This is a genomic window from Kitasatospora sp. NPDC058162 (genome assembly GCF_042884005.1).
GTDB lineage: Bacteria > Actinomycetota > Actinomycetes > Streptomycetales > Streptomycetaceae > Kitasatospora.
This window is the reverse complement of record NZ_JBHVUS010000001.1, coordinates 742232-761297: the sequence shown is the minus strand read 5'-3', so window position 1 is coordinate 761297 and position 19066 is coordinate 742232. Positions and strand designations below refer to the sequence as shown.

Below are 19066 nucleotides of genomic sequence, written 5' to 3'. Positions count from 1 at the left end.
GCGGCGCACCCTGCCGTGCCCAGCACAGCCGCGCCACAGGCGCACCACCGTTCCCGCGCCGCCGAGGGCCGGTCCCCGCCCGCCCCGTTGCCCGTGTCGCTCCCTCCCCGTTCCGGAAGGACCCTCCGTCATGGCCGACTGGCCCACCCAGCCCGTGCGTCCGTCCGCCCAGCCGCAGGCCCGCGACACCGCCGGGGCGCCGGACGGCGCCACCGACCCGTCCCCGACGGGCCGCACCCTCGACGGGCTGTTCGCCGCCCGGGTGGCCGGGACGCCGCACGCACCCGCGCTGACCGACGGCCGGCGCACCTGGAGCTACCGGGAACTGGCCGACCGGGTCGAACGCCTGGCCCGCGCGCTGAGACGGCGCGGCGCGGCGACGGACCGGACGGTGGCGCTGGTCCTGCCGCGCTCGATGGAACTGGTCGCGGCCGAACTGGCCGTCGCCCGGGCAGGCGCCGCCTTCCTGCCGGTGGACCCCGGCTACCCGGCCGAGCGACGGGCGCTGATGCTCGCCGACGCCGCGCCCGCGGTGGTGCTGGACGACCCGGCCTGGGTTGCCGAATCGATGGAGGGGGCCGAAGCGACGGGCGCGGCCGGGGACACGGTGGACGGCCTCCGCGCCGAGCCCGGCACCGACCACGCCGCGTACGTCATCTACACCTCCGGCTCCACCGGGACGCCCAAGGGCGTGGTGGTCACCCACCACGGGATCGCCGGGTTCACCGCCGCGGCCGTCGAGCGCTACGCCGTGCGCCCCGGTGACCGGGTGCTGCAGTTCTCCTCGCCCAGCTTCGACGCCTCCGTGCTGGAGCTGTTCTGCTCCGTCCTGGCCGGCGCGACCCTGGTCGTCCCGCCGGACGGCCCCTGGCTGGGCGCCGAGCTCGCCGCCGTGCTGGACGAGCACCGGATCACCCACGCCCTCATCCCGCCCGCCGCCCTGGCCACCGTGCCCGCCGGGGCCGGGCGCCACCTGCGCACCCTGATCGTCGGCGCCGAGGCCTGCCCCGCCGAGCTGGTCGACCGCTGGGCGCCCGGCCGTCGCATGATCAACTCCTACGGTCCGACCGAGGCCACCATCGTCGCCACCTGGACCGGCCCGCTCAGCGCCGGAACCGGCACCCCGACCATCGGGGCGGCGCTGCCGCACACCCGGGCGTATCTGCTCGACGCCCGGATGCGCCCCCAACCGGCAGGAGTCGAAGGCGAGTTGTACATCGGTGGGGAGGGCGTGGCGCGCGGCTACCTGGGCCGCCCCGGGCTGACCGCCGCCCGCTTCACCGCCGACCCCTTCGGGCCGCCCGGCGCCCGGCTCTACCGCACCGGCGACCGGGCCCGGTGGACCGCCGACGGGCAGCTGGAGTTCCTCGGCCGAGTCGACCGGCAGGTGAAGATCCGCGGCTTCCGGATCGAACCGGGCGAGGTCGAGGCCGCGCTGCGGGCCCAGCCGGGCGTCGACCAGGCCGTGGTGGTGGTCCGGGAGGACGAGCCGGGCCACCCCCGCCTGGTCGGTTACGCCACCCCCGCCGACCCGGCGCGCGCCCCGGAGCCGGCCGCCCTGCGCGCCGCCCTGGCCGCCGCCCTGCCGGCCCACCTGGTGCCCGCCGCCGTCGTGGTCCTGCCCGCCCTGCCGCTCACCCCGCAGCTCAAGGTCGACCAGCGCGCCCTGCCCGCGCCCGCCCGCCCCGGCGCCGTCGAACCGCTCGCCCCGCGCACCGGCCGGGAGCGCGCCCTGGCCGCCGTCTGGGCCGAGGTCCTGGGGGTCGACGCGGTCGGGGTGCACGAGGACTTCTTCGACCTGGGCGGGGACTCGATCCTCGCCGCCCGCGTCCTGGCCCGGATCGCCGAGCGACTCGGCGCCCGGCTCACCCTCCGGGACGTCTTCACCGCCCGCACCGTCGCCGCCCTGGCCCCGCTGCTGGACGACCGGCCGGCCGACCGGGCGCCGGAGCCGATCCCGCCCGCGCCGCGCGGCGGGCCGCTGCCCGCCTCCAGCGCCCAGCGCCGGCTCTGGTTCCTGAACGACCTCGACACCGGCGGCACCGAGTACAACACCGGCGTGGCGCTACGGCTGCGCGGAACGCCCGACGTCGAGGCGCTGCGCCGGGCGCTGCACCGGCTCGCCGCCCGCCACGACGCGCTGCGCACCACCTTCGCCCTCCTCGACGGGCAGCTCGTCCAGCGTGTTGTCGAGGCCGCCGATCTGCCGTTGTACACCGCGGACCTCGGCGCGCTGCCCGTCGCGGAACGCGAAGCGGCCGCCGAGCGGCTGCTCACCGAGGATCTCGGTCGCCCGTACGACCTGGCGGAGGGTCCGCTCAGCCGGGCGCTGCTGGTCCGGCTCGCCGCCGAGGACCACCTGCTGCTGCTCGGCCAGCACCACATCGTCACCGACGGCCGCTCGGTCGGCGTGCTCACCCGCGAACTCGCCGCGCTCTACCGGGCCGAGGCCACCGGCGAACCGGACGGGCTGGCCGCGCCCGGCCTCCAGTACCCCGACTTCGCGCACTGGGAGCAGCACCACGCGGAGCAGCGTGACGCGGACGGGCGTGACGCGGACCGGCACCACGCCGAGAAGCGCCGCCAGGGCGCCGGGGCGGCCGCCGACCTCGCCTACTGGAAGCGTTGCCTGGCCGGGCTCCCGCCGCTCCAACTGCCCACCGACCGGCCCCGGCCCGCACTGCGCACCACCGCCGGCGCGGCGCACCGCCACCACCTCCCGGCCGAGCTGACGGCCCGGCTGCGGAACCTCGCGTCGGGGCGCGGCACCACTGTGTTCACCCTGTTCGCCGGCGCGTCCGCGCTGCTGTTCTCCCGCTACTCGGGCCAGCGGGACGTGGCCTTCGGCACCGTCACCGACGGGCGCGACCGGCGGGAGCTGGAGGAGGTCACCGGCTTTTTCGTCAACACCGTGGTGCTGCGCGCCGACGTGGACGGGAAGGCCACCGTCGACCGGTACGTGGAGGGCGTGCGCACCACCCTGCTGGACGCCTTCGCGCACGCCGCCGCGCCGTTCGACCGGGTGGTCGAGGAACTCGCCCCGCCCCGGGACCCGAGCCGGACCCCGCTGGTGCAGGTGCTGGTCGTCCAGCAGAGCCCGACCGCCCCGGCCCTCGCGGGCGGCCTGCGGTTCGCCGACCACCCGCTGCCCCGGCCGGCCGCCCGGTTCGACCTGGTGCTGGAGTTCACCCCCGACGGGGAGGGCGGCTGCACGCTGACCGTCGAGTACAACACCGACCTCTACGACGAGCGCACGGTGGCCCGGATGGCGCGCCACCTGCACCGCCTGCTGGCCGGGATGGCGGACGGCCCGCAGCGCGTCCTCGACGAACTGCCGATGCTCTCCGAGGAGGAGCAGCGCACCCTGCTGGACTCCTGGAACCCGCCGCTGCCCGGCCGGTCCGCGACCCCGGACGCCGCACTGCCCGCACTGCCCGAAGTGCCGGTACTGCCCGCGCTGTTCGAGGCCCGGGCCGCCGAAGCCCCCGGGCGCACCGCCGTCGTCCACGGCCCGGTGCGGCTGGACTACGCGGCGGTGAACCGGCGGGCCAACCGGCTCGCCCGGCTGCTGGTCTCCCGGGGCGCGGGGCCGGAGCGGCTGGTGGCGCTGTGCCTGCCCCGAACGGCCGACCTGCCGTCGGCGGTGTGGGCGGTGCTGAAGTCCGGCGCGGGGTACCTGCCAGTGGACCCGGCGTACCCGGCCGAGCGGATCCGGCTGATGCTGGCGGACGCGGCGCCCGTGCTGGTCCTCGCCACCCGGGAGACGGCGGCCGCGCTGCCGGAGGGCAGCCCCGTCCTGCTGCTGGAGGACGGCGCGGACGCCTCCGACGACGGCGCCGAGGACGCCGATCTGACGGACGCCGACCGGCTCGGGCCGCTGCTGCCGGACCACCCCGCCTACGTCATCCACACCTCCGGCTCGACCGGCCGCCCCAAGGGCGTCGTGGTCACCCACCGCAGCGTCGCCGTCCTCGCGGACTGGGCGGCGGAGCGGTTCGGGGCCGACGGGCTGGCCCACGTGGTCGCCGCCACCTCGCTCAACTTCGACGTCTCGGTCTTCGAGCTGCTCTGCCCGCTGCTGGTGGGCGGATCTGTGGAGGTGGTCGCCGACCTCACCGCCCTCGAACCCGACGCCGACGGGCCGCGCCCGGTCGGCCTGCTCAGCGGCGTGCCCTCGGCGGTCTCCCGGCTGATCGCCGGGGGAGCCGCCCCGGTCGCCCCGGACACCGTGGTGCTGGCCGGTGAGGCGCTCTCCGCCCGGGCGGTGCGCGACCTGCGGCGGGCCCTGCCCGGCAGCGCCGTCGCCAACCTCTACGGCCCCACCGAGGCCACCGTCTACGCCACCGCCTGGTTCGCCGGGGACCGGCTGCCGGAGCAGGCCCCGCCGATCGGCCGACCCCTGGGGCTGACCAGGGCCTATGTCCTGGACGCCGGGCTGCGCCCCCAACCACCGGGCGTGGTCGGCGAGTTGTACCTCGGTGGCGGCGGCCTGGCGCGCGGCTACCTGGGGCGCGCCGGGCTCACCGCGGCCCGGTTCGTGGCCGACCCGTACGGCGGGCCCGGCGGCCGGATGTACCGCACCGGGGACTTGGTGCGGTGGAACGCCGACGGGGACCTGGAGTACCTCGGCCGGATCGACCAGCAGGTCAAGGTCCGCGGCTTCCGGATCGAACTGGGCGAGGTGGAGGAGGCGCTGCGCCGCTGCCCGGGCGTGGCCGAGGCGGCCGCCGCCGTCGCCGAGACCGACGGCCACCGGCGCCTGGTCGGTTACGTCGTACCCGGCCCGAACGGCTCGAACGGCTCGAACGGCCTGAACGGTCCGGGCGGCCCGGCCGGCGGGGCGGACCCCGAGGCCGTACGGCGCACGCTCGCCCGGACCCTGCCCGACCACCTCGTCCCCGCGACCGTCGTCCTGCTGCCCGCCCTGCCGCTCACCCCCAACGGGAAGCTGGACCGCGGCCGGCTCCCCGCCCCGGGGCCGGTCGCCCGGACCGTCCGCCACGTCGCGCCCCGCACCCCGTCCGAGCAGGCGCTCGCCGGCATCTGGACGGACGTGCTGCGGCTGGAGCGGGTCGGCGCGGACGACAACTTCTTCGACCTCGGCGGCGACTCCATCCTGGGCATCCAGGTGGTGGCCCGGGCCCGGCAGGAGGGGCTGCCGCTGACCTCCCGGGACCTCTACCGGCACCAGACCGTCGCCGCGCTGGCCCGGTGCGCGGACGCCGCCGAACGGCCCGCCGCCGTCGCCGCCGCGGCCGCCACCGGGGCGGGGGTGCCGACCCCGATCCAGCGCTGGTGGCTGGAGCGGTCCGCCGGGCGGGCCGGGCACTTCAACCAGGCGCTGTCCCTGCTGCTGCCCGGCGACCTGGACGAGGCGGCGCTGGAGGAGGCGCTGAACGACCTGGTCGCGCACCACGACGCGCTGCGCTCCTCCTTCCTGACGACCGGTGGTGAGTCGGACGCCGCGCGCTGGCGGGTCGAGGAGCACACCCCCCGGCTCCGGCTCGGCCGGCACGCCGGGCCGGACGGCGACACCCCCCACCTGGGCCCCTTCACGCTGCACGGCGGGCAGCACGGCCCGCTGCTGCGCGCGGTGCTGCACGCGCGGGGCGCCGGGTGGCCGCCCGTCCTGCACCTGGCCGTCCACCACCTGGTGGTCGACGGGGTCTCCTGGCGGGTGCTGCTGGAGGACCTCGACACTGCCTACCGGGCCCGCTGCGAGGGCCGGGACAGCGCGGCCGCCCTGCCCGCGAAGTCCACCCCGCTGCGGCAGTGGGCCGAGCGGCTGGCCGGGTTCGCGGCCGCGGGCGGCTTCGAGGACGAGACCGAGTACTGGGCGCGGGCCCTCCCGTCGCAGTCGGCCCTCGCCTCCGACCCCGGCTCCGACCCCGGCCCCTTCCCGCCCGACGACCCGGCGGCCCCCGACGACTACGCCTCCGCCCGCTCGGTGACCGTACGGCTCGACCCGGCCGACACCGCCGCCCTGCTGCGCACCCTGCCCGACACCTACCGTACCCAGGCCAACGACGTGCTGCTGTCCGCGCTCGGCCGGGCCCTGTGCGGGGCGGGCGGGCTGGAGCACGTCCTGGTGGACGTCGAGGGGCACGGGCGCGAGGAGCTGTTCCCCGAGCTCGAACTCGGCCGCACCGTCGGCTGGTTCACCACCAGGCACCCGGTCGCGCTGGCCGTGCCCGCCGGGGCGGGCTGGGACGCGGTGCTCAAGCAGGTCAAGGAGCAGCTGCGGGCCGTCCCCCGGCGCGGGCTCGGCTTCGACGCCCTGCGCCACCTGGGCCGCCCCGGCACGGCGCAGGCTGTTGAAGGTCGCTGTGTCCCGACCGCCCGGATCAGCTTCAACTACCTGGGCCGGATGGACGTTTCGGGCGACCAGGACGGGCTGCTGCGCGGCACCTTCCGCCCGCTGGAGCTGGACGCCGACCCGCGTGCCGAACGCCCGCACCCCCTGGAGGTGGTGGGGCAACTCGTCGGCGACACACTGGAGTTCAGCTTCCACTACGCCGAGCCCCGGTACCGCCCGGAGACCGTCGAGGCGCTGGCCCGCCGCTACGCCGCGGAACTCGCCGACCTCGCCCGCTTCGCGGCCCGTCCCGGCGCCGCCGGGCGGACCCCGTCCGACTTCCCGCTGGCCCGGCTCGACCAGGCGGCCGTGGACCGGATCACCGGCGACGACCCGGGCGCGATCGCGGACGTCCTCCCGCTGACGCCCACCCAGGCCGGGATGCTCTTCCACGGCCTCGCGGACGACGACAGTGGAGCCTACTTCCAGCAGCTGGACTTCGTCCTGGACGGTGTGCCCGATCCGAACCGGCTGGCCCGGGCCTGGCAGCGGGTCAGCGACCGCACCGAGGTGCTGCGCGCCCGGGTCCGCTGGCAGGACGTCCCGGAGCCGCTGCTGGTGGTGCACCGCCGGGCGGAGCTGCCGGTCACCGAGCTGGACTGGCGCGAGGTGCTCGAGGAGGAACGTTCCGCCCGGCTGGCCGAGCTGCTGGACCGCGACCGGGCCCGCGGCCTGGACCTCAGCCGGGCGCCGCTCCAGCGGCTGGTGCTGATCCGGCTCGCCGCGGACCGGGTGCGGGTGCTGTGGTCCTTCCATCACCTGGTGCTGGACGGCTGGAGCCTGTTCCAGGTGCTCTCGGACGTCTTCGCCGTCCACGCCGCCCTGGCCCGCCCCGAGCCGGACGCGGCCGACCCCGCCGCGGCCGACCGGGACGCGGCGAACCCCGACACGTCGGACTCGGACGCGGCGGTGCTCCCGTACGGCACCCTCCCGGACCGCCGCCCCTACCGCGACTACCTCGCCTGGCTGGCCGAGCGCGACACCGCCGAGGCGGAGCGGCACTGGCGTACCCGGCTGGCCGGGACCACCGAGCCGACCCCGCTGCCCTACGACCGCGAGCCGCGCGGCAGCCACCGCGCCGAGTCCACCCGGGCGGTGCCGTTCACCCTGCCCGCCCCCGCGACCCGGGCCCTGGAGGAGCTGGCCCGGGGCGCCGGGCTCACCCTGAACACCGTGGTCCAGGGCGCCTGGGCGATCCTGCTCGGCCGCCAGGCGAACCGCGGCGACGTGCTCTTCGGCACCACCTCCTCGGGCCGCCCGCCCGAGCTGCCCGGGGTGGAGACGATGACCGGCCTGTTCATCACCACCCTGCCCACCCGGACCGCGGTACCCGCCGACGGCACCCTGCTGGACTGGCTGCGCGAGCTCCAGCACGAGCAGAGCGAGGACCGCCGGCACGGCTTCCTGCCGCTCACCCGGCTCCGGGCCGCCACCGAACTCCCCGAGCAGACCGCGCTGTTCGACAGCATCGTGGTCTTCGAGAACTACCCGGTCGACGAGGACGCGGCCGCCGCCCACGGCCTGCGGCTGCGCGAACTGGACGGGATCGAGACCACCAACTACCCGCTCGCCCTGCTCGCCCATCCAGGGCCGGAGCTGGCCCTGCGGCTGTGCTACGACCCGCGGCTGTTCGACGCCGCGACGATCCGGCGCACCGCCCGGCAGCTCACCGCCCTGCTGACCGCCCTGCCCGAGGGCGCCGGACGGCCGCCCGCGCGGATCCCGCTGCTGGCCGCGGGGGAGCGCCGGAGGGTCCTGGTCGACTGGAACGACACGGCCGTCGAACGGCCCGAGCGGGACATCGCCGAGCTGTTCGCCGAGCAGGTGCGGCGCACGCCCGGGGCGATCGCCGTGGAGGCGGGCGAGGAGCGCCTGAGCTACCGCGAACTGGACGCCTGCGCCGCCGCGTTGGCGGGTCGGCTGGCGGCACGCGAGGTCGGCCCGGAGTGCCCGGTCGGCGTCCTGATGAATCGTTCCGTCGCGCTGGTGGTCGCCCAGCTGGCCCTGGTCCGCACCGGCGGGGTGTACGTCCCGCTGGACGGCCGGGCGCCGCGCGAGCGGCTGCACGGGATGCTCGCCGCGGCCGGCGCCGAGCTGCTGCTCACCGACACCGACCGGGCCGGAACCGCCGCACAACTGCGCCCCGCAGAACAGGTGTTGCTGGTCGACGGCGCTCCGGTCGATGGTGGTCCGGCCGACGGCGCTCCGGCCGACGGCGCTCCGGCCGACAGCTGGGAGGACAGCGCCGCAGCCCCGACCGTCCACCCCGACAACCTCCAGTACCTGATGTTCACCTCCGGCTCCACCGGCACCCCCAAGGGCGTCGCGGTGCGCCGCCGGGACGTCGTCGCGCTCGCCCAGGACGCCGCCTTCGCCGGCCACGACCGGGTGCTGGTGCACTCCCCGCACGCCTTCGACGCCGCCACCTACGAACTGTGGGTGCCGCTGCTGCGCGGCGGCACCGCCGTCCTCGCCCCGCCCGGGGACGTGGACGCCGCCGTCGTCCGGCGCGCCGTCACCGAGCAGGGCGTGCGCTGCCTGTTCCTGACCATCGGGCTGTTCCGCCTGCTCGCCCAGGAGGACCCGGGCTGTCTGCGCGGCGCCCGGGAGGTGTGGACCGGCGGCGAGGCGGTGCCGGGCGCGGTGGTGCGGAGGGTCCTGGAGGCCTGCCCCGGGCTCACCGTCGTCGACGTCTACGGCCCGACCGAGACCACCACCTTCGCCACCCGCCGGGCCTTCCGCGCCGGTGACCCGCTGCCCGCCGTGCTGCCGATCGGCCGCCCGCTCGACAACACCCGGGCGTACGTCCTGGACGGCGCGCTCCAGCCGCAACCCCCGGGCATCACCGGTGAGTTGTACCTGGCCGGGGCCGGTCTGGCCCGGGGTTACCGGGGCCGGCCGGGGGAGACCGCCGCCCGCTACCTGCCCGACCCCTACGGCCCGCCCGGCGGCCGGATGTACCGCACCGGGGACACCGTCCGGTGGAGCGAGGACGGCGAACTGCACTTCGTCGGCCGCGCGGACGACCAGATCAAGATCCGCGGCTTCCGGATCGAACCCGCCGAGATCGAGGCCCGGCTGACCGCCCACCCGGCCGTCGCCGAGGCCGTGGTCGGCCTGGACCGGGACGGCGGGCGCAAGCGGCTGGTCGCCCACCTGGTGCCCGCCGAGGGCGCCGGGGTGCCCACCGCCGCCGACCTGCGCGCCCACCTGGCCGCCGACCTGCCCGACTACATGCTGCCCGCCGCCTTCGTGACGGTGCCCGCGCTCCCGCTGACCGCCAACGGCAAGGTCGACCGCCGCCGGCTGCCCGCCCCCGACTGGTCGACGGCCGGCGGCGCCGCCCACCGCGCCCCGCGCACCGGGGCCGAACGCGCCCTGGCCGGGATCTGGGCGGAACTGCTCGGGGTGGAGCGGGTCGGGATCGACGACGACTTCTTCCTGCTCGGCGGCGACTCCATCCTCAGCATCCAGGTGGTCTCCCGCGCCCGCGCCGCCGGCCTCGCGCTCTCCCCGCGCGACCTGTTCCGGCACCCCACCGTCGCCGCGCTGGCCGCGGCCGCCGGCACCGCGGTGACCGTCGTCGGCACCGAACCGGTCAGCGGCGAGGTCGGCCTGACGCCCATCCAGCACTGGTTCCTGGACCCGAACCCGGCGCAGGCCCACCACTTCGACCAGTCCGTGGTGGTGGAGACGCCCGGCGCGGTCGACCCGGAGGCGCTGCGCCGCGCCCTGGCCGCCCTGTGGGCCCACCACGACGCCCTGCGCTGCCGCTTCACCCCCGGCCCGGACGGCACCCGGCGGCAGCACTGCGAGCCCGCCGACGGCACCGCCCCCGAGCTGCTGACGGTCCACCACCGGGACGACGAGGCGGCGGTCACCGCGGCCGCCCGGGCCGGGTTCCGGCTGGACACCGGCCCGCTGCTCGCCGCCAGACTGTTCCTCCGCGGCGGCACCGGCCCGGCCCGGCTGCTGCTCGTCGTCCACCACCTGGCCGTCGACGGCGTCTCCTGGCGGGTGCTGCTGGAGGACCTGGAGACCGCCTACCGGCAGGCCGTCGAGGGCCGCCCGCTGCGGCTGCCCGCCCGCACCACCTCCGTCCGGGAGTGGACCCGCCTGCTGCGCGCCCGCACCGAGGCCGGCGGCTTCGCCGCCCAGCGCGCCCACTGGACCGAGGCCGTCCGGGCCTGCGCCGCCCCGCTGCCGGTGGACGGCGAGGGCGCCGGCACCGCGGCCGAGCTGCGCGCCGACACCGCCGCCGAGCTGCGCGCCGTCACCGTCCGGCTGGACCGTGAGCAGACCGACCGGCTGCTGCGCCGGGTGCCCGCCGTCTACCGCACCCGGATCGACGACGTGCTGCTCACCGCCCTCGGCCGGGTGCTCGCCGACTGGACCGGGCGGCGCACCGTCGCGATCGGACTGGAGGGCCACGGCCGGGAGGACGGCCTGTTCGAGGGCGTCGACCTGTCCCGTACGGTCGGCTGGTTCACCTCGCTGTACCCCGTCGCCCTGGACGTCCCCGAGGCTCCCGACGGGGACTGGGGCGCCGCGCTCAAGTCCGTCAAGGAGCAGCTGCGGGCCGTCCCGGACCGCGGTCTCGGCTACGGCGCCCTGCGGTACCTGGCCCGGGACGAGGCGTTCGCCGACGCCCCCGCGCCCGGCATCAGCTTCAACTACCTGGGCCGCTTCGACTGGTCCGCCGAGGGCGCCGCCCTGGTGCGGGCCGTCCCCGGCGGCCTGGGCGGTTCGGAGGCGCCCGGCGCCGAGCGGCCCCACCTGCTGGACGTGGTCGCCCGGGTGGAGGGCGAGGAGCTGGAGATCGGCTGGTACTACAGCGCCGGCCGGCACCGCGCGGACACCGTCCGCGCCCTCGCCGAGGGCATGCTGGACGCGCTGGAGGGGATCCTCGCCCACTGCGCCGAACCTGGCGCGGGCGGGCGCACCCCCGCGGACTTCCCGCTGGCCCGGCTGGACCAGGCCGCGGTGGACCGGATCGTCGGGGACGGCCGCGCCGTCGCCGACGTCTACCCGCTGACGCCGATGCAGGCGGGCATGCTGTTCCACAGCCTGCTGGAGCCGGCCGGCCGCACCTACGTCAACCAGGTCCAGCTGGTGCTCACCGGGGTCACCGACCCGGCGGCGCTCGCCGAGGCCTGGCAGCGGACCGCGGACGCCAACCCGGTGCTGCGCACCCGGCTCAGCTGGCAGGACACCGCCGAGCCGCTCCAGGTGGTGCACCGGAGGGCCGTCCTGCCGGTCGCCCGGCACGACTGGACGGACCGGCCCGCCGAGCAGGTCGAGGCGGACACCGCCCGGCTGCTCGCCGCCGACCGGGAGGCCGGGATCGACCTGGCCGCCGGGCCGCTGATGCGGCTCTCGCTGGTCCGGCTGGCCCCCGACCGGGTGCGGCTGGTGTGGACCTTCCACCACGTGCTGCTGGACGGCTGGAGCGCGGCCCAGGTCTTCGACGAGGTCTGCGAGCGCTACGCCGCGCTGAGCGCGGGGCTCCCGCCGCGGCCCGTCGAGCGCGCCCCCTTCGCCGACTACCTGCGCTGGCTGTCCGGGCAGGACCAGGCGCAGGCCGAACGGCACTGGCGCGACACCCTGGCCGGCTTCCCCGCCCCGACCGAACTGCCCCGCGACCGGCGCCCCGACGGGGCCCACCGGGCCAGCTCCTCCGCCAAGGTGCGGATCGACCTCGGGGCCGAACTCTCCGAGCGGCTGCGGGACACCGCCCGGCAGGCCGGACTGACCGTCAACACCGTCCTCCAGGGCGCCTGGGCGCTGCTGCTCTCCCGCTACGGCGGCGGGGAGGACGTGGTCTTCGGCACCATCGTCTCCGGCCGGCCCGCCGAACTCCCCGGCGTCACCTCGATGGTGGGGCTGTTCATCAACGCCCTGCCGACCCGGGTGCGGATCGACGGGCGGCGCCCGCTGGGGGAGTGGCTGCGCGAGCTGCAGGGTGCCCAGTCGGAGGCCCGCCGGTACGACTCCGTCTCCCTCGCCCAGCTCCAGACCTGGAGTGAACTGCCCGGCGGGACGGCCCTGTTCGAGAGCCTGGTGGTCTTCGAGAACTACCCCTTCGACGCCGGGGCGCTGACCAGGCACGGCCTGGCGGTGGAGACCGAGAGCGTCCTGGAGCCGACCAGCTATCCGCTCAGCGTGGTGGTGGCCCCCGGCGAGTCCATCGCGATCGACCTCGACCACGACCCGGCCGCCTTCGACACCGCGACCGTCCAGGGCCTCGGGGCGAGCCTGCGCACCCTGCTGGCCGGCATGGCGGCCGGCCTCGGCCGACCTGCCGCCGAACTGCCGCTGCTGGCAACGGAGTCGGGCCGCGAACTGGTCGGACGCCTGGGCGGCGCGGTGACCGATCCGCCCGAGGGCACCCTGCCCGAGGCCTTCGCCCGGCAGGCCGCCCGTACCCCCGACGCCCCGGCCGTCCGCTCCGGCGACACCCTGCTGACCTACCGGGAGCTGGACGAGCAGTCCAACCGGCTGGCCCGGCTGCTGATCGCGGCCGGGGCCGGGCCGGAGCGCTTCGTCGCCCTCGCGCTGCCGCGCACCGCCGAACTGGTGGTGGCCCTGCTCGCGGTGCTCAAGAGCGGAGCGGGCTACCTGCCGGTCGACCCGGGCCACCCGGCCGAGCGGATCGGCTTCCTGTTCGAGGACGTCCGGCCGGAGGCGGTGATCACCGACTCCGGGGCCGGACGGCGGCTGCCCGAGGGCCCGTTCGCCCGGATCGTGCTCGACGACCCGGCCTGCGTCGCCCGGCTCGCCGCCGCGCGCGGCGACGCGCTGGACGTGCAGGAACGATCCGCCCCGCTGCTGCCCGGGCATCCGGCCTATGTCATCCACACCTCCGGGTCCACCGGCCGCCCCAAGGGCGTGGTGGTCGCCCAGGCCTCCGTGCTGGCCCTGACCGACTGGGCGGCCCGGGAGTTCACCGGCCGCGGCCTCGCCCACGTGCTGGCCGCCACCTCGCTCAACTTCGACGTCTCGGTGTTCGAGATCTTCTCACCGCTGCTCTCCGGCGGCTGCGTCGAACTCCTCCGCGACCTGCTCGCCCTCGCCGAGCGCCCCGGCCCCCGGCGCGCCGGACTGGTCGGCGCGGTGCCCTCCGCGCTCGGCGGGCTGCTGGCCGACAACGCCGTCGAACTCACCGCCGACACCGTGCTGCTGGCCGGCGAGGCGCTGCCCGCCCGCACCGTGCGCCAGGTCCGGGAGGCCGTCCCCGGCTGCCGGGTGCTCAACGTCTACGGCCCCACCGAGGCCACCGTCTACGCCACCGCCGCCGTCTGCGACCCCGCCGACCCCGACCGCGACCCGCCGATCGGCCGGCCCGTCGGCGGCGCCCGGGCCCACGTGCTGGACGGACGGCTGCGCCCGGTGCCGGTCGGCGCCCCCGGGGAGCTGTACCTGGCCGGCACCGGCGTGGCCCGCGGCTACCTGCGCCGCCCGGCCCTCACCGCCGCCCGCTTCCTGCCCGACCCCTTCGGCCCGCCCGGCGCCCGGATGTACCGCACCGGCGACCTGGTCCGCTGGACGGCCGACGGCGAGCTGCGCTACCTCGGCCGCGCCGACGACCAGGTCAAGGTGCGCGGCTTCCGGATCGAACTCGGCGAGGTGGAAGCCGCGTTGGCCCGCCACCCGCGGGTCGCGGCGGCCGCCGCCCGGGTGGTCGAGCAGGACGGCCACCGGCGGCTGGTCGGCTACGCCGTCGCCCGCGAGGGCGCCCTGCCCGACCCCGCCGAGTGGCGGGCCTTCCTCGGGCAGAGCCTCCCCGACCACCTGGTGCCCGCCCTGGTGGTGCCGCTGGAACGGCTGCCGCTCGGCGCCACCGGGAAGCTGGACCGACGCGCCCTGCCCGTACCCCGGCGGCACACCCCCACCGCGTCCGGTGCGCGGCCGCCCCGCACCGACACCGAGCGCACCCTCGCGGCGATCTGGTCCGAGGTCCTCGGCGTGCCCGAAGTCGGCGCGGAGGACAACTACTTCGCCCTCGGCGGCGACTCCATCCTGGGCATCCGGATCGTCTCGGCCGCCCGCCGGGCCGGGCTCGCCCTGACCCCCCGCCACCTGTTCGCCCACCAGACCCTGGCCGAACTCGCCCGCGCCGCCGAGGAGTCACCGAACGCGCCCGGCATTGCCGAACAGGGCCCGGTGACGGGCGACGCCCCGCTCACCCCCGTGCAGCACTGGCTGTTCGACACCCTGGACGGGGACCCGGCCCGGCTCACCCAGTCGCTCGCCTTCCGGCTCGCCGCCGACACCGACGAACAGCTGCTACGGGAGGCGCTGGCCGCCGTGCTGGCCCGGCACGACGCGCTGCGGCTGCGCTATCGGCCGCTCGGCGACGGCCGGTGGCACCAGTACGGCACCGCGCCCGGCCCCGCCCCGGAGCTGCCCACCCACCACCTCGCGGACGCGGCCGAGTTCGAGGCGCTGCGCGGCGAGCTGGCCGGAGCCTTCGACCTGGCCGCCGGACCGCTGCTGCGCGCCGCCCTCTGCCGCCTGGCCGACGACCCCCACCCCGTCCTGCTGCTGGCCGCGCACCACCTGGTGGTGGACGCGGTGTCCTGGCGGCTGGTCCTGGAGGACCTGGACACCGCCCACCGCGCCCTGCGGGACGGCCGGCGGCCCGACCTCGGCCCCAAGACCACCTCCTTCCGGGCCTGGGCCGAACGGCTCACCGCGCACACCGCCGCCGGCGGCTTCGACGGCGAACTCGCCCACTGGCAGCGCCCGGAGGGCGCCGTCGACACCACCCTGCCGACCGACCTGGACGGCGCCGACACCGCCGCCGTCGAGGAGTCGCTGACCGTCGCCCTGGACGCCGAGCAGACCGGGCGGCTGCTCCAGGACGTCCCCGGGGCCTACCGCACCCGGATCAACGACGTCCTGCTCTGCGCCCTCGGCCGGGTGCTCGCCCGCTGGACCGGCCGCGACCGGGTGGCCGTCGCCCTGGAGGGCCACGGCCGCGAGGAACTCCTCGACGGCGTCGACCTCTCCCGCACCGTCGGCTGGTTCACCGCGGTGTACCCCGTCGTCCTGGACGTCCCCCGCGCCGCCGACACCGGCACCGTGCTCAAGGCCGTCAAGGAGAACCTGCGCGCCGTCCCGCACGGCGGCCTCGGCTACGGCGCCCTGCGCCACCTGCGCCGGGCCCCCGGGCTGCCCGCCCTGCCGCAGCTCTCCTTCAACTACCTGGGCCGGCAGGACCGGACCAGCGCCCCCGGCGGCCTGCTGCACGCCCCGTACGGACCGCTCACCGGCGGCCTGGACGCCGCCGCCCGGCGACCCCACCTGCTCGACGTGCTCGGCCGGGTGGCGGACGGCCGCCTGGAGTTCACCTGGTCCTACTCCCGCGAACGCCACCACCGGGCCACCGTCGAACGGCTCGCCGCCGAACTGCTCGCCGAACTGCGGGAGATCGTCCGGCACTGCGCCGAACCCGGCGCCGGCGGCCGCACCCCCGCCGACTTCCCGCTCGCCCGGCTGGACCAGGCCGCCGTCGACCGACTGGCCGGCACCGGACGGGAGGTCGCGGACATCCAGCCGCTCACCCCCACCCAGACCGGCATGGTGCTGCACGGCCTGGACGAGGCCGGGCACGGCCTGTACGTCGAACAGCTCACCTTCGTCCTGGAGGGCGTCCGCGACCCGGAACGGCTGGCCGCCGCCTGGCAGCACGTGGTCGACCGCACCCCCGTGCTGCGCACCGCCGTCGCCCTGCACGACGTTCCCGTCCCGCTGCAAGTGGTGCACCGGCGGGCCACCCTCCCGGTCACCCACCACGACTGGAGCGGGTACGGAGAGGCGGAGCGCACCGAACGCCTGGAACGGCTGCTCGCAGAACAGCGCTCCCGCCCGCTCGCCCTGGACCGCGCCCCGCTGCTGCGCCTCCAGCTGATCCGGCTCGGGGCGGACGGCATCCGGGTGGTGTGGACCTTCCACCACGTGCTGCTGGACGGCTGGAGCGTCTTCCACGTGCTCGCCGACGTGCTGGCCGCGCATGCCGCGCTCACCGCCGGGGAGGCGCCGGACCTGCCCGAACGGCGCCCCTTCGCGGACTACGTCAGCTGGCTGGCCGCCCGCCGCGCCCGCGACACCGGCGCCGCCGCCGAGCACTGGCGCTCCGTCCTGGCCGGCTTCGCCGCCCCCACCGCCCTGCCGTACCACCGCCGGCCCGCCCCCGGCGACACCGCCCGCTCCGGGCAGTGGCTCTCGCACCGGCTGAGCGAGGAGGAGACGGCGCGGCTCCAGGACTTCGCCCGCCGCCACCGGCTCACCCTCAACACCCTGGTGCAGGGCGCCTGGGCGCTGCTGCTCGCCCGCCGCAGCGGCGAGGACCGGGTGTGCTTCGGCACCACCGTCTCCGGCCGCCCCGCCGACCTGGCCGGCTCGGACGGCATCATCGGCCTGTTCATCACCACCCTGCCCGCCCTGGTCGCCGTCGACGGCACCCGGCCCTGCGCCGACTGGCTGCGCGGCCTCCAGGAGGAGCGCGCCGAGGACCGCCGGTTCGAGCACCTGCCGCTCGCCGAGATCCAGGCACTGAGCCAACTCCCGCCGGGCACAGCGCTGTTCGACAGCCTGGTGGTGCTGGAGAACTACCCCGTCGACGAGGGGACGGTCGCCGCCCACGGCCCGCGGATCCGCGACCTGGACGCCCGGGAGGCCACCAACTACCCGCTCACCGTGGTCGTCTCGCCCGGCGAGCGGCTCGCCGTCGAACTCGGCCACGACCCCCGCCACCTCGACGCCGCGACCGCCGAGAGCCTGGCCGGCCAACTGCTGCACACCCTCACCGTGCTGGCCGGCACCGACGGCACCGTCCGGCTGGACGACCTCGACCTGCTGCCGCCCGGCGAACGCCGCCGACTGCTGCACGGACCGTCCCGCCCGGCAGCGGTCCCGGTCACCCCGGCCACCCTGCCCGCGCTGGTCGAGACCGCCGTCGACCGCTGGCCGACCGCCCCCGCCCTGAGCGCCCCCGGCCTGGAGCTGACCTTCGCCGAACTGGAGGGCGCCACCAACCGGCTGGCCCACCGGCTGATCGCCCGCGGCGCCGGCCCCGGCACCCTGGTCGCCCTGCTGCTTCCGCGCTCGGCGGAGATGCTGCTCGCCGAGCTGGCGGTCGCCAAGACCGGCGCCGCCTTCCTCCCCGTCGACCCCACCTACCCGGACGAGCGGGTGGAGTCGATGCTGCGCGACGCGGCGCCCGCGCTCACCCTGGACGCCAAGGAGACCGCGGCCCTGCTCGCCGCCCCACCCGACGACACGGCGCCCGACGACACCCCGGCCCATCGGCCGACCGACGCCGACCGGACCCGCCCGCTCGACCTGGACGACCCCGCCTACGTCATCTACACCTCCGGCTCCACCGGCACCCCCAAGGGTGTCGTCCTCACCCACCGCGGCCTCGCCGCCTTCGCCGCCGCCGAGGCCGCGCACTACCGGGTCGCCCCCGGCGACCGGGTGCTGGCCTTCGCCACCCCCAGCTTCGACGCCTCCGTGCTGGAACTGTGCCTGGCCCTGCCGCACGGCGCCGGACTGGTGGTGCCCGCCCCCGGGCCGCTGCTCGGCGGCCGACTCGCCGAGCTGCTGCGGGCCGAGCGGATCACCCACACCCTGCTGCCGCCCGCCGCCCTGGCCACCCTGCCCGCCGACACCCCCGGCACCCTCCCCGCGCTGAAGACCCTGATCGTGGGCGCCGAGGCCTGCGGCGCCGACCTGGTCGCCCGCTGGGCCCCGCACCACCGGATGGTCAACTCCTACGGCCCCACCGAGGCCACCGTCGTCGCCACCTGGTCCGCGCCGCTCGCCCCGGACGGCGCCGCCCCGCCGATCGGCCGCCCGCTGCCCGGCACCGGCGCCCACCTCCTGGACGCCCGGCTCCGGCCGGTACCCGACGGCACCCCGGGCGAACTGTGGCTGAGCGGACCGTCGTTGGCCCGCGGCTACCTCGGCCGCCCCGGCCTGACCGCCGCCCGCTTCACCGCCGACCCGTACGGGCCGCCCGGCAGCCGGATGTACCGCACCGGCGACCTGGCGCGCCGCGACCACCGGGGCGAACTGCACTACCTGGGCCGCACCGACCACCAGCTCAAGCTGCGCGGCCACCGGATCGAGGCGGGCGAGGTCGAGGCCGTCCTGGGGCGCCACCCCGGGGTGCTGGACGCCGTGGTGAGCGTCCGCGAGGACGAGCCCGGACTGCCCCGGCTGGTCGCCCACCTGCTGGCCGCCCCCGGAACCGAGCCGCCGACCGGCGCCGAACTGCGGGCGCTCGCGGCCCGCTCGCTGCCCGGCCACATGGTCCCCACCGCGTTCGCGGTCCTCGACCGCTTCCCGCTCACCCCTGGCGGCAAGACCGACCGCGCCGCACTGCCCGCTCCCCGTCCGGTCGGCCCGGGCCCCGCCGAGCGGGTGGCGCCCCGGACGCCCACCGAGGAGGCGGTCGCCGGGATCTGGGCCGACACCCTGGGCACCGAGGTCGGCGTCACGGACGACTTCTTCCTGCTCGGCGGCGACTCCGTGCGGGCCCTGCTGATCGCCTCCCGCGCCAACGATGCCTTCGGCGTCACGCTCACCCCCCGCGACGTGCTGGTCTCCCGCACCGTGGCCGACCTGGCCGAACTGGTGGAGGACCAGGTGCTGAGCGAACTCGAAGACGCCGCGTCCGGCGGCCCCGACGATGACGAACGGTGA

1 protein-coding gene is annotated in these 19066 nt (G+C 77.1%); it reads left to right on the top strand.

Annotation, left to right across the window (positions count from 1 at the left end; genetic code table 11):
• Positions 1-130 precede the first annotated feature (130 nt).
• Entirely contained in the window at positions 131-19066 is an 18936-nt protein-coding gene (locus ACFVXG_RS02960; RefSeq protein ID WP_387923659.1) for a non-ribosomal peptide synthase/polyketide synthase, read from the top strand.

Excerpts from the sequence above, each read along its gene's own strand:
- ACFVXG_RS02960 (WP_387923659.1), top strand. The coding sequence starts at position 131 with ATGGCCGACTGGCCCACCCAGCCCGTGCGTCCGTCCGCCCAGCCGCAG.